At 67.0% G+C, this 15888-nt stretch carries 13 protein-coding genes; 9 read left to right on the plus strand and 4 right to left on the minus strand.

Going from position 1 to position 15888, the window contains the following annotated elements; translation table 11 throughout:
* Positions 1-68: 68 nt before the first annotated feature.
* Positions 69-2021 (minus strand): M13 family metallopeptidase, encoded by a 1953-nt coding sequence (locus ARTB_RS02240; protein WP_308197206.1) that lies wholly within the window; start codon positions 2019-2021, stop codon positions 69-71.
* A gap of 252 nt (positions 2022-2273) precedes the next feature.
* Here ARTB_RS02240 and leuA point away from each other — a divergent pair, with 252 nt between their 5' ends.
* The 3 genes from leuA to ARTB_RS02255 all read left to right on the plus strand — a co-directional run bounded on the left by leuA (position 2274) and on the right by ARTB_RS02255 (position 5819).
* Complete coding sequence (gene leuA, locus ARTB_RS02245) at positions 2274-4013, plus strand: 2-isopropylmalate synthase (protein WP_028276716.1); 1740 nt, start codon at positions 2274-2276, stop codon at positions 4011-4013.
* 181 nt (positions 4014-4194) lie between these two features.
* Complete coding sequence (gene recO, locus ARTB_RS02250; RefSeq protein ID WP_028276717.1) at positions 4195-4947, plus strand: DNA repair protein RecO; 753 nt, start codon at positions 4195-4197, stop codon at positions 4945-4947.
* Between the two features lie 20 nt (positions 4948-4967).
* A complete protein-coding gene (locus tag ARTB_RS02255) occupies positions 4968-5819 on the plus strand; it encodes an isoprenyl transferase (RefSeq protein ID WP_243177984.1) in 852 nt (283 codons plus the stop codon).
* Positions 5820-5825: 6 nt separating this feature from the next.
* Here the strand turns inward: ARTB_RS02255 and ARTB_RS02260 are convergent, their stop codons facing one another.
* Together ARTB_RS02260 and ARTB_RS02265 are read right to left on the minus strand one after the other, a co-directional pair.
* On the minus strand, positions 5826-6797 hold the full coding sequence (locus ARTB_RS02260; protein ID WP_243177411.1) for an alpha/beta hydrolase: 972 nt from the start codon (positions 6795-6797) through the stop codon (positions 5826-5828).
* 36 nt (positions 6798-6833) lie between these two features.
* Entirely contained in the window at positions 6834-8528 is a 1695-nt protein-coding gene (locus tag ARTB_RS02265; RefSeq protein ID WP_243177412.1) for an FAD-binding dehydrogenase, read from the minus strand.
* A gap of 151 nt (positions 8529-8679) precedes the next feature.
* Between ARTB_RS02265 and ARTB_RS02270 the strand changes: the two genes are divergently transcribed.
* Complete coding sequence (locus tag ARTB_RS02270) at positions 8680-9753, plus strand: quinone-dependent dihydroorotate dehydrogenase (RefSeq protein WP_243177413.1); 1074 nt, start codon at positions 8680-8682, stop codon at positions 9751-9753.
* A gap of 100 nt (positions 9754-9853) precedes the next feature.
* On the opposite strand, the gene ARTB_RS02275 is transcribed toward ARTB_RS02270, so the two are convergent.
* A complete protein-coding gene (locus ARTB_RS02275) occupies positions 9854-10453 on the minus strand; it encodes a DUF3043 domain-containing protein (RefSeq protein WP_243177414.1) in 600 nt (199 codons plus the stop codon).
* Positions 10454-10559: 106 nt separating this feature from the next.
* On the opposite strand from ARTB_RS02275, the gene ARTB_RS02280 reads away from it, so the two are divergent.
* The 5 genes from ARTB_RS02280 (at position 10560) to ARTB_RS02300 (ending at position 15759) form a co-directional block, all read left to right on the plus strand.
* Positions 10560-11990, plus strand: a complete 1431-nt coding sequence (locus ARTB_RS02280) for a dipeptidase (protein ID WP_243177415.1) — start codon at positions 10560-10562, stop codon at positions 11988-11990.
* A gap of 169 nt (positions 11991-12159) precedes the next feature.
* Complete coding sequence (locus tag ARTB_RS02285; protein WP_028276724.1) at positions 12160-12549, plus strand: HesB/IscA family protein; 390 nt, start codon at positions 12160-12162, stop codon at positions 12547-12549.
* A gap of 207 nt (positions 12550-12756) precedes the next feature.
* A complete protein-coding gene (gene ctaC / locus ARTB_RS02290) occupies positions 12757-13629 on the plus strand; it encodes an aa3-type cytochrome oxidase subunit II (protein WP_028276725.1) in 873 nt (290 codons plus the stop codon).
* A gap of 10 nt (positions 13630-13639) precedes the next feature.
* A complete protein-coding gene (ctaD, locus tag ARTB_RS02295; protein WP_223917347.1) occupies positions 13640-15361 on the plus strand; it encodes an aa3-type cytochrome oxidase subunit I in 1722 nt (573 codons plus the stop codon).
* Positions 15358-15759 carry a cytochrome c oxidase subunit 4 gene (locus tag ARTB_RS02300; RefSeq protein ID WP_018773077.1) on the plus strand — a complete coding sequence of 134 codons (402 nt, stop codon included), beginning with the start codon at positions 15358-15360 and terminating at the stop codon, positions 15757-15759. Before ctaD ends, ARTB_RS02300 begins: the two co-directional genes overlap by 4 nt.
* Positions 15760-15888 lie beyond the last annotated feature (129 nt).

Here is a 15888-nt window from a genome sequence, read left to right on the forward strand (position 1 = left end):
ATGTATTCACGCAAGCGTGTACGCACAGCCCTCCCGGCTGGGTCGGTGCCAGTGACCGGGCCCCCGGGTCACCAGATGCTGACGCGCTCCTGCGGTGCCATCCACATGCCGTCCTGGTCCGTGACGCCGAATGCTGCGTGGAAGGCGTCGAGGTTCCTGGCGATGGCGTTCGTGCGGAACTCGTTCGGGGAGTGCGGATCCGTCGCCAGCCGGCGGATGGCCTCTTCGGTCCGGATGACCTGCCGCCACCCCGCGGCCCAGGACGCGAAGAAGCGCTGCACCCCGGTCAGGCCATCGAGCACCGGCGGTTCCTGCCCGTCGAGGCTGATCAGGTAGGCCTTGTAGCCGATGGTGAGCCCGCCCAGGTCGCCGATGTTCTCGCCCAGGGTCAGCTTGCCGTTGACCGTGTGGCCGGGGGCTGCCGTGGGGGAGAGGGCATCGAACTGCGCCACGAGCCGGGCGGCCAGAGCCTCGAACGCGGTGCGGTCATCCTCCGTCCACCAGTTGCGCAGCAGGCCGCTGCCGTCGTACTGCGAGCCCTGGTCATCGAAGCCGTGGCCGATTTCATGGCCGATCACGGCACCGATGCCGCCGTAGTTCACGGCGTCATCGGCGTCGGCAGTGAAGAACGGGGGCTGCAGCATGGCCGCAGGGAACACGATCTCGTTCAGGAGCGGATGGTAGTAGGCGTTGACCGTCTGGGGCGTCATCAGCCACTTCTCGCGGTCCACGGGCTTGCCGACCTCGTCAAGGTGGCGGTCGACGTCGGCGCTGTGCGCGCGTTCCACGTTCCCCAGCAGATCGGCGGGGTCGATCTCCACGGCGGAGTAGTCGATCCACTTATCCGGGAAGCCGATCTTGGCGCGGAAGGAGTCCAGTTTCTTCAGGGCCTCGAGCTTGGTTGCCTCGCCCATCCAGGTCAGCCCGGTGATGGACTCGCGGTACGCCTCGATCAGGTTGGCCACGAGGGTCTGCATGCGCGCCTTGTGCCCCTCCGGGAAATGTTCGGCCACGTAGATCTGCCCGACCGCCTCACCGAGGGCCGCCTCGACCACCGCGACGCCGCGCTTCCAACGGTCCTTGATCCGCGGCGTACCGCTCAGGATGGTGCCATAGAACGCGAAGTTCGCGTCCACGAACTCGGAAGACAGGTACGGGGCGGCCGCGCTGACCACGCGCATGGCGAGCCATTCCTGCCAGGTCGCCAACGGTTCGGAATCCAGCAGGGAGGCCGCGCCGGAGAAGAAGTCGGGGGTGCTCACCACCAGCTCGGCACGCTTCTCCGGCTCGATGCCGGCCGCGTCGAACCAGTCCGCCAGCAGGGGGAACAGTTCCGCCGCTTCTGCGGCGGACTTCAAGTTGTACGTCTTTTGCGGATTCCGCAATGTCACGTTGTCCCAGTGGTGCGAAGCCAGCGCAGTTTCAAGCGCCACCACGCGTCCGGCCGCCCCCTCAGGGTCGGCAACCTCCGCGAGGCCCAGCATGGCCCCCACGTGTGCACGGTAGGCCTGGACCATCGGGGCGAACTTCGCTTCCCGGTAATAGGACTCATCGGGCAAGCCCAGGCCGCCCTGGCCTGTGTAGAGCAGGACACGGTCCGGGTTTCCGGCATCCGGCGCGGGGTAGATATAAAAGAGCCCGGACACATCGGCGCGGAACAGCCGTCCGGCCAGCGCCACGAGTCCGGGCACCGACGTCGTCGCGAACACCTGCGCCAGCCGCGCACGGAGCGGGTCCAGGCCCTTGGCCTCGACCGCCGCTTCGTCCATGAAGCTGTTGTACAGGTCCCCGATCTTGCGCTCGATGCCGCTAGCCTCCGCACCGCGTGCGGCGGCCTGCCCGATGATCTCTTTCACCGCGAGCTCCGATGCGTCGCGCAGGGCGGTGAAGGTGCCCTCCAGCGGCCGGTCGTCCGGGATGACCGTGGTGTTGAGCCAGCCGCCATTCACATGCTGGTACAGGTCATCCTGCGGGCGGACGCTGGCGTCGATGGTGGACAGATCGATCCCCGAAAGTGGCACGGATGCTCCTTTGAGAGGCAGTCCGGCCCGGAGCGTTTGCCGGCGCACGGTCTGCATGGTGGACGTTACGGTGGTCTGGCTCCTTCATCTTACGCACCCGTGTTACTGTGAAAAGGTGCGCGCAGAACTGCTCCTCCTTAGCTGCCGCGGCGAGGCCTCAGACGCGATCTAGCGCAAGGCCCACCCTCGCTGCGGAGTTTGTGTTGCCCGGCCACCCTTTCACCAAGAATCACAGAAAAGGCCCCGATTGTAATGCGAAACGCACAGAAGCCCTCAGGAATGCCGGTCCACCGCTACATCCCGTTCCAGGACCAGATCACCGTTGAACTGCCGGACCGCACCTGGCCGGACAAAGTCATCACCAAGGCCCCGCGCTGGTGCGCCGTGGACCTGCGCGACGGCAACCAGGCCCTCATCGATCCCATGAGCCCGGCCCGCAAGCTGAAGATGTTCGACCTGCTGGTCCGGATGGGCTACAAGGAGATCGAGGTCGGGTTCCCCTCGGCATCGCAGACGGACTTCGACTTCGTCCGGCAGCTGATCGAGGGCAATCACATCCCGGACGACGTCACGATCCAGGTGCTGACCCAGGCCCGCGAACACCTGATCGAGCGGACCTATGAGTCCCTGGTCGGCGCGAAGCAGGCAATCGTCCACCTCTACAACTCCACGTCCGTCCTGCAGCGCCGCGTGGTCTTCAACCAGGACGAGGACGGCATCCTCGACATCGCCCTGCAGGGTGCGCGGCTGTGCAAGAAGTACGAGGAAACTCTCGCCGATACGCACATCACCTACGAATACTCGCCCGAGTCCTTCACCGGCACCGAGCTGGAGTACGCCATCCGGGTCTGCAACGCGATCGCCGACGTCTTCGAGGCCTCGGCTGACCGTCAGGTCATCATCAACCTGCCCGCCACGGTGGAAATGGCCACCCCCAATGTCTACGCCGACTCCATCGAGTGGATGAGCCGGAACCTGCACCCGCGCGAAGGCATCATCCTGTCCCTGCACCCGCACAACGACCGCGGCACCGGCGTCGCCGCCGCCGAGCTGGGCTACCTGGCCGGGGCAGACCGGATCGAGGGCTGCCTCTTCGGCAACGGCGAGCGGACCGGCAACGTGGACCTGGTGACCCTGGGCCTGAACATGTTCGTCCAGGGCATCGACCCGATGATCGACTTCTCCGACATCGACGAAATCCGCCGCACGGTGGAGTACTGCAACCAGCTGCCGGTGGCCGAGCGGTCCCCGTACGGCGGAGACCTCGTCTTCACGGCGTTCTCCGGTTCGCACCAGGACGCGATCAAGAAGGGCCTGGAGGCCCTCGAAAAGGACGCTGCCGCGGCGGGCAAGGACGTGGCCGACTACACCTGGCAGGTCCCGTACCTGCCGGTGGACCCGAAGGACCTCGGCCGGAGCTACGAGGCGGTCATCCGGGTCAACTCGCAGTCCGGCAAGGGCGGAGTCGCCTACCTGCTCAAGAACGAGCACAGCCTGGACCTGCCGCGCCGCGCCCAGATCGAGTTCTCCGGCGTCATCCAGAAACGGACCGACACGGTCGGCGGAGAAGTCAGCGGACCCCAGCTGTGGCAGGTCTTCCAGGACGAATACCTGCCCTCGGGCTCTGCCGACACCCAGTGGGGCCGCTACGCCCTCGGTTCGATCAGCACGGAGACGGACGAAGACGGCGACATGACCCTGACCGCCGCCCTGAAGATCGACGGGACCCAGGTCCGCCGGACCGGGACCGGGAACGGCCCCATCGCGGCCCTGCTGAGCATCCTGCGCGAGGACGGTGTGGACGTCCGGGTCCTGGATTACAGCGAACACGCACTCTCCGAGGGCGGCAGCGCCCTGGCCGCCGCGTATGTCGAATGCGCCGTGGGGGAGCGCGTGCTCTGGGGCGTAGGGATCGACGCCAACACGAGCACGTCAGCCCTCAAGGCCGTCATCTCGGCCGTGAACCGCGCCATCCGGGACGCCCGCGCCTGATCTGTCCCTGTCTGATGCCTCCGAGGACGGGCAGGCACTGTCAAACAACGCATAACTGCGCCGCCGGAAACACTCCGGCGGCGCAGTATTTTGCCTCCGTCTTTTACCTCCTTCTTTTACCGTTCTACCTCGGCGGCCCTGCCCATGCCGTGATTCCGTAAAGACAATGCGAAGATTAACTGTGGTCCAACAATCCTTTGCTGCGCGTGCCTACCGTGATGACGCCGTCGTGCTGCGCACCCATAAGCTGGGCGAGGCCGACCGGATCATCACCCTGCTGACCAAGCACCACGGCCAGGTGCGGGCGGTGGCCAAGGGGGTACGTCGCACCAGCAGCCGGTTCGGCGCCAGGCTGGAACCGTTTATGGTGGCCGATCTCCAGCTGATTTCCGGGCGCACCCTGGACGTCGTCACGCAGGCCGTGGCCAAGGGCGCCTACGGCGGGAACATCGCCGCGGACTATGGCCGGTACACGGTGGCGGCCGCCATGACCGAGACGGCGGAGAAGCTCACCGACGTCGACGGTGAAGCCGGGACCGCCCAGTACAACCTGCTGGTGGGGGCCCTCGCGTCCCTGAGCCGGGGCGACCACGCCCCCGAACTCATCTTGGATTCCTACCTGCTCCGCGCCCTCGCGACCGGCGGCTGGGCGCCCAGCTTCACCGACTGCGCCCGGTGCGGTGCGTCCGGGCCGCACACCGCCTTTTCCGCGCCGCTCGGCGGCATGGTCTGCCACGGGTGCCGGCCGCCGGGATCGCCCGCGCCGGCCCCGGAGACGGTGCTCCTCATGGGTGCCCTGCTCACCGGAAACTGGACGACGGCGGATGCCTCAGCCTCCGTCCACCGCCGGGAAGCGGCCGGACTGGTAGCCAGCTACCTCCAGTGGCACCTGGAACGAGTCCTGAAATCCCTCAAACATGTGGAGCGAACGTAAAAGTGGCATTGGGAAGAAGCCTGGGAAAGAACCTGGAGAAAAGCCAGGCGAAACAGTCCAACGGCCGGCGGCGGACCACCCCGGTGGTGGCTCCCTATCCGCACCCGTCCGGCGCTGTTCCGCCCGCGATTCCCGCGGAGTTCATCCCGCGGCATGTGGCGATCGTCATGGACGGCAACGGGCGCTGGGCGAACCAGCGCGGCCTGCCACGGATCGAGGGCCACAAGGCGGGGGAGCCTGCCCTGCTGGACGTCATGGCCGGCGCGATCGAGCTGGGGATCGAATACGTCAGCGTGTACGCCTTCTCCACCGAGAACTGGCGGCGGTCCCCTGAGGAGGTGCGCTTCCTGATGGGCTTCAACAAGGACGTCCTGCGCCGGCAACGGAACCAGCTCGATGAATGGGGGGTCCGGATCCGCTGGTCCGGGCGGCGCCCGAAGCTGTGGGGCTCCGTGATCCGCGAACTCGAAGAGGCCGAGGACTACACCCGGGGAAACAGCACCTGCACCCTGAACATGTGCGTCAACTACGGCGGACGGGCCGAGCTCGCCGACGCCGTCTCCGCGATCGCGGAGGAAGTGGCCCAGGGCCGGCTGAAGCCGGGGGCCATCACCGAGCGGACCATCCAGAAGTTCCTCGACGAGCCGGACCTGCCGGACGTGGACCTGTTCCTGCGCAGTTCCGGGGAACAGCGGCTGTCCAACTTCATGCTCTGGCAGTCGGCCTATGCCGAGTTCGTGTTCATGGACACCCTGTGGCCGGACGTGGACCGGCGGACGCTGTGGGACGCCGTCGAGATCTATGCACAGCGGGACCGCCGCTACGGTGGAGCCATCGACGCCGCTCCCGCCGCGGGCGGCCAGGTCAGCTGATCCGCGTCAGTCGTAGACGTACGCCCTGATCCACCGGGACAGCCGGGCATAGGCGTCCGCGCGGACCCGCGGGGCGGAGAGGAAGACGTCATGCAGGGCGCCGTCAATCCGCTCCAACGTCACGGTGCGGCCCAGGCTGAGCGCGCGGAGGGCGATTGTGTTCACGTCCAGGACCGCGTCCGTGCTGCGCATGGACTCCTTCCAGAACATCCCGTTGGCGCTGGCGCCCGAGATGAGCACCAGGATGGGCACATCGATGTTCAGCCCACGCGCCACCCTGGACTGCCCGGCGAGCACGGCGCTGAGCCAGCCGGCGCGGACCGGAAAGGCGTGCGGCGGACGGTAGGCATCGTCCAGGGCCCATTCGCCTTCCGCGGCGCTGCTGATGCTGCGCCAGTAGAAGGCCCGCTCGGGCAGCCGGATCACAGATTCCGGCCAGAACCGGGCGAACGGCTCCACCATGGTCCGCGCGGCCCTGCGCAGGGCGGGGCTGCCATGGACTTCCAGCCATGGGCTGTCCAGGACCAGCTGTGACACCATCCCCGGATGCCGGTCGGCCCACAGCGCCGCGATCAGGCCGCCGGTGGAGTGTCCCATCAGCGTCACCCGCCGCGGCGTGGCGCCCGGCCTGAGCGAACCGATGATCCCGAGCGCTGCAGTGATTTCGGCGTCGTAGTTGTCCAGGTCCGCGACGTAGCCGCCGTGGGTGCCCGGGCGCAGGCTACGGCCATGGTTGTGCATGTCGAGGGCGAAAAACTCAAACCCCTGCCCCGCCCAGAATTCCGCGAGCTCCTCATTGAAGAAGTAGTCACTCCAGCCGTGCAGGAACAGCACAGCCCGGGCCGGCAGCACTGATGGTGCCGGCGGGAGCGGGGTATGGCGGACCAGGGTGGCAGTGCGCAGCACACCGTCAGGGCTGACGGCCTCAAAGGTGCACGCCTGGAAATCATCCCCGAGAATGTCGGTCCGCCACTGCATCGACTTTCCTCCTGTGTAACTGAGTGCCTGCCCGGACTAGGCCGCGGACGCAGCGGCCCGGCCCGCGGAACGTCCGGAGAAGAGGCATCCGCCCAGGAACGTTCCCTCGAGTGCCCGGTAGCCGTGGATTCCGCCGCCGCCAAACCCTGCGGCTTCACCGGCCGCGAACAGCCCGGGCACGGGCTGTCCGGTGGCATCCAGGACCCGCGACTGCAGATCCGTCTGCACACCGCCAAGGCTCTTGCGCGTCAGGACCGAGAGCCGGACGGCGAGCAGGGGACCGTGCCGCGGATCCAGCAGCCGGTGCGGCGGGGCGACCCGCATGATCTTGTCGGTGGCGAAACGCCGCGCTGCCCGGATCGCCGCCAGCTGCGGATCCTTGCCCATCCCGCTGGCAAACTGCCGGTCCCGGTCGCGGATCAGCTGCTCCAGGGCCGCGGGGTCGATGAGCTGCCCGCCCGTCAGATCGTTCATCTGCCCGGCGAGCCCGGCGGGGTCCGCTGCCTGCAGGAAGTCCACCCCGCGGTCCAGGAACCGCTGCAGCGGTGTATCGCTGCCGGGCTTCAGCCGTGAGACCAGCCGCCGGACGTCCTTGCCCGTGAGATCCGGGTTCTGCTCGGATCCTGACAGCGCGAACTCCTTCAGCGCGATGCTGCGGTTCAGGACGAACCATGAATGGGCATGTCCCGTGGCCAGGATGTGGCGCAGGGCGCCGAGCGAATCGAAGCCCGGAAACAGCGGAGGCGGGAGCATCCGCCCCGTCGCGTCCAGCCACAGGGCCGACGGTCCGGGCAGGATCCGGATGCCGTGCCGCGGCCAGACCGGGGCATGGTTGTGGATACCCTCCGGGTAATGCCACATCCGGTCCCCGTTGATGAGGAGTCCGCCGGCGCGGCCCACGGCCGGGAGGAAGTCCCCGTCCACGGATGCCGGCACGCCACTCAGCATCCGCTCCGGCGCCGCGCCGCCTGGCCACTGCTTGCGGACCACATTGTGGTTGCCGCCGATGCCGCCGCTTGTCACCACCACGGCCGCGGCCGCAGCCTCGAAAGTGCCGGCCGGGCGTCGTGAAGAGCTTTCGCCCCGGCCTGCGCCGCTGGCTTCGAGCAATTCGCCGCGCACGCCGCTCACCCGGCCCGCGGTTTTCACGAGCCCGGTGGCGCGGTGGCGGAAATGGAAGGACACGCGGCCGGCGGCTTCGCCTTCGCGCAGCTTGGCAAGGAAGGGGGCCACCAGCGCCGGTCCCGTGCCCCACGCGACATGGAAGCGCGGGACAGTGTTGCCGTGGCCGTCCGGGCCGTAGCCGCCGCGTTCGGCCCACTGCACCAGGGGAAACAGCCCGACGCCCAGCGCGGCGAGCCAGCCACGCTTCTCACCGGCGGCGAAGTTCACGTACGCCGCCGCCCACTCCTTCGCCAGGGCGTCCTCCGGCCGGTCGAATCCCGCCGACGCATGCCAGTCGGCGAGGGCCAGCTCTTCACTGTCCCGCACCCCGAGCCGCCGCTGCTCCGGAGTGTTGACCATGAAGAGGCCGCCGAAGGACCAGTGCGCCTGGCCACCGACGGAAGCCTCGGGTTCCTGATCGAGCACCGCCACCCGGCGGCCGGCGGCATAGGCCTGGGCCGCGGCCACGAGCCCTGCCAGGCCGGCGCCGACCACCACAACATCGGCCTCGATCCCGCGACCCGAAGCCCCACGGCCGGCCGTTCCGACACCCTCATTGCTGGTCATGGCTTCATGCTAACTCGCGCCGGCGCACTTCCGCCGCCGGGCCCGGGCGCGGGGGCGCCGCAGTCACAACGACAGTCACAACGGGCAGTCACAACCGTGCCGGCGGGTGCGCTGGTTTGGTCTGCGCGGCCCGAACCGGAAAACTAGAGGCATGCGCGTATATCCCACATTTTTCCGGCTGGCCTTCACATGGATGGACGCCGAACGCGCCCATAAGATCGGGTTCAAGGCCATCCGCCTCGCCCACAGCTGCGGTGCCGGGCGGTTGCTGCAGAAGTTCACCGCCCCCGCGGCGTCGCTGCAGACCCAGGCGTTTGGCCTGACCTTCCCGTCCCCATTCGGCCTGGCTGCCGGCTTCGACAAGGAAGGCCACGGCATCGAGGCGCTGGCGGAGCTCGGCTTCGGCCATGTGGAGGTCGGCACCATCACCGGCCAGGCCCAGCCCGGGAACCCGGCGCCGCGGCTGTTCCGCCTCGTGGAGGACAGGGCCGTCGTCAACCGCATGGGGTTCAACAACGACGGCGCCGCGGCGGTGGCCCCGCGCCTGAAGTCCGCCCGCGCCGCCCTGCAGCGCCAGCACCCCGGCGTCCGGCCCGTGATCGGGGTGAACATCGGCAAGAGCAAGGTGGTCGGGCTCGAGGATGCGGTGTCCGATTACCTGATCAGCGCGCGCAGCCTGGCCCCCGCTGCGGACTATCTCGTGGTGAACGTCAGCTCGCCCAACACCCCCGGTCTTCGGCTGCTGCAGGACGTGGAGACCCTGCGCCCGCTGCTGGCCGCAGTGGGGGAGGAGGCGGACAAGGCCGCCGGCCGCCACGTTCCCCTCCTGGTCAAGATCGCGCCCGACCTCAGTGATGAGGACATCGACGACGTCGCGCGCCTGGCGCTTGACCTGAAGCTGGACGGCATCATCGCCACCAACACCACGATCGCCCGCACCGGGCTCGCCTCCAGCCCCGACAAGGTTGAGGCGTGCGGAGCAGGAGGTCTTTCCGGGGCGCCCCTGAAGAAACGGTCCCTGGAGGTCCTGGCCCGGCTCAAGTCCGTCACCGGCGGAGCGCTGACCCTGGTCTCGGTGGGGGGCGTCGAAACGGCACAGGACGTGCAGGAACGGCTGGACGCCGGCGCCACCCTCGTCCAGGGCTACACGGCGTTCCTTTACGAGGGACCTTTCTGGGCCGCCCGCATCAACCGGCTGCTGGCCACCCACCCGAGCCGGCGCTAGCCCTTGCGCTGCGATCGGGCCGGACCGGTCGCAGCAACCAAGAAGCCCCCGACAGGTGACTGCCGGGGGCTTCTTGGTTAAGAATCGTGGAAGGGAAATGTCAGGCGGGGAACTCGCCGCGCCGGACCTGGGGCTTGGGCAGGCGCAGGCGGCGGAACTGCAGGGAGCGCATGGAGCCGTACCAGACGGTGCCGCGCTCGACGTCGCCGAACTTTTCGCCGAGCCGTTTCTTGAGCTTGCGGGAGAGGATAAAGACGTCCACGAAGACCGCGAGGAACATGACCCAGAAGGCGCCCAGGACGTAGACCATCTGTGCGCTGGAGGCCGGCACGAGCAAGGAGATGATGACAAACAGCAGGGCGCCGAACATGAGGAACTCGCCAAGGCTGAAGCGGGCATCGACAAAATCACGGGCGAACCGCTTCTGCGGACCCTTGTCCCGCAGCGGCAGGAACTTATCGTCACCGGTGTCCATGGCCTGCCGCATCTTGAGCCGCTGCTCCGTGACGGCGGCGCGCTCGGCAGCCTTGGAAGCCTTGCGGTCCTCCGGCACGAGGGGCCGCTTGCGGGCCGCCTCCTGGGCGCTGCGCTTGGGCGTGGGTGTGCCCTTGCCGGTCACGGCGCTACGGGCTGCTGCCTCGGATGCCTGCTGGTCAACTACGTCCTGCGCCGATGGCGCTTCCTTTTTACGTCCAAACACCCCTAAAGAATACCCCGCAGACACAGGCCCGAGACCCAGCCCACACGGCGCAGGCCCGGGCGTGACGCTGTTTGTAGTGATTCAGAGCACGGGTAGTGTTTTGGCCATGACTTCATCTACCGCGGGGAACCCGCAGACCACCATGGACCACGAGGGCACCATCGATGCCGAGGCCCTCCGCCAGGCCGTTGCCGAATCGTTCGACGAGACGATCGGCCAGCTGACGGAACTTGTTGCCATTCCGGGCATCGCCTGGCCCAGCTTTGATCCCGCCCCGTTGAACCGCAGCGCCGACGCCGTCGCCAGCCTCGTGCGGGCCAGCGGCTTCGACGACGTCCGGATCCTCCGCTGCGACAAGGAAGACGGGACGCCCGGCGGGCCCGCCGTCGTCGCCCGCCGCCCGGCCGCGGAGGGCAAGCCGACAGTCCTGCTGTACGCCCACCACGACGTCCAGCCCACCGGCGACCTGGCACTGTGGGAAACCGACCCCTTTACCGCCGTCGAGCGCGACGGCAGGCTCTTCGGCCGCGGTGCCGCCGATGACAAGGCCGGCATCCTGGCGCACATCGCCGCCTACTCTGCGGTCACGCGCGTGCTCGGTGACGAACTGGGCCTGGGCGTGACGTTCTTCTTCGAGGGCGAAGAGGAGGCCGGCTCGCCAACGTTCCGGCAGTTCCTGGAAACCCACCGCGAGCTGCTCCGCGCCGACGTGATCGTCGTGGCCGACTCCAGCAACTGGAAGGTCGGCATTCCAGCCCTGACCACCAGCCTGCGCGGCCTGGTGGACGGCACCATCGAGGTCAAGGTCCTGGACCACGCCGTGCACTCGGGCATGTTCGGCGGCCCCGTGCTCGACGCCCCGACCCTGCTGGCCCGCCTGATCGCGACCCTCCACGACGACGAGGGCAGTGTCGCGATCAAGGGCCTGGTGAGCCGCGATGACGTGGTTGTCGACCTCACCGAGGAGGAGTACCGCGCCGACGCCTCCGTGCTCGACGGCGTGAAGCTCGCCGGGACCGGCAGCATTGCCTCACGCATGTGGACCAAGCCCGCCCTGTCCATCATCGGCTTTGACGCCCCGGCCGTGGACGTGGCCTCCAACACCCTGCTGCCGCGGGCCCGGGCCAAGTTCAGCCTGCGCCTGGCCCCGGGGCAGGACCCGGCAGCCGCCATGGAGGCTGTCCGCCAGCACGTCGAAACCCACGCCCCGTTCGGCGCTGAGGTGGTGTTCACCCCGGGGGAGAGCGGCAACTCCTTCCTGACGGACACGAGCTCGAAGGCCGCGTCCGTGGCCATGTGGGCCCTGGGCGAGGCCTGGGGCGTGCCCGCCGTCGAAATGGGGATCGGCGGATCGATCCCCTTCATCGCGGACCTCACCGAGCTCTACCCGGACGTGCAGATCCTGGTCACCGGCGTCGAGGATCCCGATTCCCGAGCCCACAGCGCCAACGAATCGCTGCACCTGGGTGACTTCCGGAACGCAATTGTCGCCGAGGCCCTGCTGCTCGCGCGCCTGAACAACGAAGGCGCGCTCTAGCCCCCGCGCCTGGCGCGTCCCGGGGAACATCCAGCCGTCTCCCACGGTTACGTCAGAAGTTAGAGCTACAGGGCTGCGCGAAGTAGCATGTAGCTATAGCCCATACCGTTTAAGTAGGGGCGGGCACCGTGTGAGCGGGGCCGCCACCACCGTTGCAAGAAGGTAGGCCATGAGCACTACAACCAATGAAAACAGCGCCGGCAACTCTGCCGCCGAGGCCGGCGAGCTGGCCACGCACGAGGTCATGCTGACCGACGTCGCGGCCGGAAAGGTCCGCAGCCTGCTGGAGCAGGAAGGGCGCACCGATCTGCGCCTCCGCGTTGCCGTGCAGCCCGGCGGTTGCTCCGGCCTGATTTACCAGCTGTACTTCGACGAGCGGCTGCTCGACGGGGATGCAGTGCGCGACTACGACGGGGTCGAAGTCGTCGTCGACAAGATGAGCGTTCCTTACCTCAGCGGTGCCAGCATCGATTTCGAGGACACCATCGCCAAGCAGGGCTTCACGATCGACAACCCGAATGCCGGCGGGTCCTGCGCCTGCGGAGATTCTTTCCACTAATTCCTTCCACTAAGGCCGGGCATTTTGCCCGGCCTTAGTGCCGCAGGGTCCTCAACGAGCGGCGCCTACAAAAAGCTCCCGACGCACGGTGCGGACATGTGGGCGAAAACTCCCGGGGAGCGGTAAGCTCTACACCGAGTAGTAAAACTTTTCGTTTGCCCTGCCCGTAATTTGCGGGGCAACAGCAACAAGTAGGAAGGGCCGTCTGTGAGTTCGCAGAACCGAACCGGCAGCCGACGCAAACAGATCACTACGATCACTGGCTTGGCACTAGCCGGCGCGTTGGCTTTGACTGGATGTTCACCAGAGGTACAGAAGGGCTGGTTGCCCACCGAGCGTGGCACCACCAATCACACTGACCTCATCATGGACCTCTGGGTCAACTCATGGATTGCCGCGCTGGTCGTCGGCATCATCACCTGGGGCCTGATGATCTGGTGCATCGTCGCTTACCGGCGCCGCAAGGGCACCGTGGGCTTCCCGCGCCAGAACAGCTTCAACCTTCCGCTTGAAGTGTTCTACCTGACGATCCCGCTGTTCATGGTCCTGGTGTTCTTCTACTTCACCGACCGCGACCAGCAGTCGATCGATGACCGCTCAACGCCGGCCGACGTCGTCGTCGACGTCCGCGGCAAGCAGTGGGCGTGGGACTTCAACTACTTGAAGGGCAACGTCGTCACCGAGGACGTGCACGAAGCCGGCGTCCAGGCGCACCTGACCGGTAACGACGTGGACAAGAACAAGCTGCCCACCCTGTACCTCCCGGTTAACAAGTCGGTTGACCTCGAGCTCAACGCGCGCGACGTCATCCACTCTTTCTGGGTTCCTGCCTTCCTGCAGAAGCGCGACATGATTCCCGGCAAGACTAACTACATCCGGTTGACGCCCACCAGGGAGGGCACCTACGACGGTAAGTGCGCCGAACTCTGTGGCGAGTACCACTCCGAAATGCTGTTCCGCGTGAAGGTTGTCTCCGAGTCGGAGTTCCAGGCGCACATGAACCAGCTGCGCCAGGACGGGAACACCGGCCTGCTCGGTGAAGAGTACGACCGCAACCCGGCCCCGGCCGAAACCAAGTAAGGGGAGCGACGTGGCAACTTACACTCAATCCGCCGGGATCCTCGAGGCTCCCGTAGTACCGAAGTCCAAGGGACGCATCGTCGTCAACTGGATCACCTCGACCGACCACAAAACGATCGGGTACATGTACCTGATCGCGTCGTTCATCTTCTTCTGCTTCGGCGGCATCATGGCGCTGCTGATCCGTGCCGAGCTCTTCGAGCCCGGCATGCAGATCCTGCAGACCAAAGAGCAGTACAACCAGCTCTTCACCATGCACGGCACCGTCATGCTGCTGATGTTCGCGACGCCGCTGTTCGCCGGCTTCACCAACGTCATCATGCCGCTGCAGATCGGTGCCCCCGACGTCGCCTTCCCGCGACTGAACGCACTGGCCTTCTGGTTCTTCCTCTTCGGCTCCACGATCGCCGTCTCCGGGTTCATCACCCCGCAGGGTGCCGCGTCGTTCGGCTGGTTCGCGTACGCGCCCCTGTCCAACACGACGTTCAGCCCCGGCGTGGGCGGCGACCTCTGGGTCTTCGGCCTGGCGCTCTCCGGCTTCGGCACCATCCTCGGCGCCGTCAACTTCATCACCACCATCATCTGCATGCGCGCCCCGGGCATGACCATGTGGCGGATGCCGATCTTCACCTGGAACGCCCTCGTGACCTCCATCCTGGTCCTGATGGCCTTCCCGCCGCTGGCCGCCGCGCTGTTTGCCCTCGGCGCCGACCGCCGCTTCGGTGCGCACATCTTCGATCCCGAGAACGGCGGTGCCGTCCTCTGGCAGCACCTGTTCTGGTTCTTCGGCCACCCTGAGGTGTACATCATCGCGCTGCCGTTCTTCGGCATCGTCTCCGAGATCTTCCCGGTCTTCAGCCGCAAGCCGATCTTCGGCTACAAGGGCCTGGTCTACGCGACCATCTCCATCGCCGCCCTGTCCGTGACTGTGTGGGCCCACCACATGTACGTCACCGGCTCGGTCCTGCTGCCGTTCTTCTCCTTCATGACGATGCTCATCGCCGTTCCGACCGGTGTGAAGTTCTTCAACTGGATCGGCACCATGTGGCGCGGTTCCATCACGTTCGAGACCCCCATGCTGTGGAGCATCGGCTTCCTGGCGACGTTCCTCTTCGGCGGCCTCACCGGCATCATCCTGGCCTCGCCGCCGCTGGACTTCCACGTCTCGGACTCCTACTTCGTGGTGGCGCACTTCCACTACGTGGTCTTCGGCACCGTCGTGTTCGCCATGTTCGCCGGGTTCTACTTCTGGTGGCCCAAGTGGACCGGCAAGATGCTCAACGAGCGCCTCGGCAAGATCCACTTCTGGATGCTGTTCCTGGGCTTCCACGGCACCTTCCTGATCCAGCACTGGCTCGGCGTCGAGGGCATGCCCCGCCGCTACGCCGACTACATGCCGCAGGACAACTTCACGTGGATGAACCAGTTCTCCACCATCGCCTCGTTCGTCCTCGGCGCCTCGCTGATTCCGTTCTTCTGGAACGTCTACATCACCTGGCGCAGCAACGAGCGTGTGGAAGTTGACGACCCGTGGGGCTTCGGTGCCTCGCTGGAATGGGCCACGTCTTGCCCGCCGCCGCGTCACAACTTCACCTCCCTGCCCCGCATCCGCTCCGAGCGTCCTGCCCTGGACCTGCACCACCCGGAGCTCTCCCAGTCCTACACCGCGGATTCGCCTGCTCCGGCAGCAGCGGCTCTCGGTAACGCCGACCAGAAGGACACCGCCAAGTGAAAATCGAATCAAGGATCTTTGGCTTCGGCGTCTTTTTCTTCGTGCCCGTTGCATTCATCTACGGATACCTGACCAACTGGACTGAATGGGTGGGCGCACTGGCCATCCTGCTGGTTGGCGGACTCGCCGGCATGATCGGCGCTTACCTCGGCTTCACCGGCCGCCGCGTGGGCATGCGCCCCGAGGACCGCAACGACGCAGAGATCCACGAAGGCGCCGGCGAACAGGGACACTTCAGCCCCTGGAGCTGGTGGCCGCTGATGCTGGGCCTGTCCTGCGCCGCAGGGTTCCTCGGCCTGGCCGTGGGTTGGTGGATCGTCTTCATCGCCGGCGGGATGGCAGTGGTCGCACTGGTCGGCTGGGTCTACGAGTACAGCCGCGGTGACCACGCGCACTAGCGCCCACCCGGAATAGTAGTTAAGAACGCACGACGGCGGGCCCCACCAATGGTGGGGCCCGCCGTCGTTTGTCTTGGTTCCTGCGTTCCTGCCGGCCGGGTGCAGCGCGTCCCCGCACGCCCAGCCCGC

This window comes from Arthrobacter humicola (assembly GCF_022803015.1).
Classification (GTDB): domain Bacteria; phylum Actinomycetota; class Actinomycetes; order Actinomycetales; family Micrococcaceae; genus Arthrobacter; species Arthrobacter humicola_A.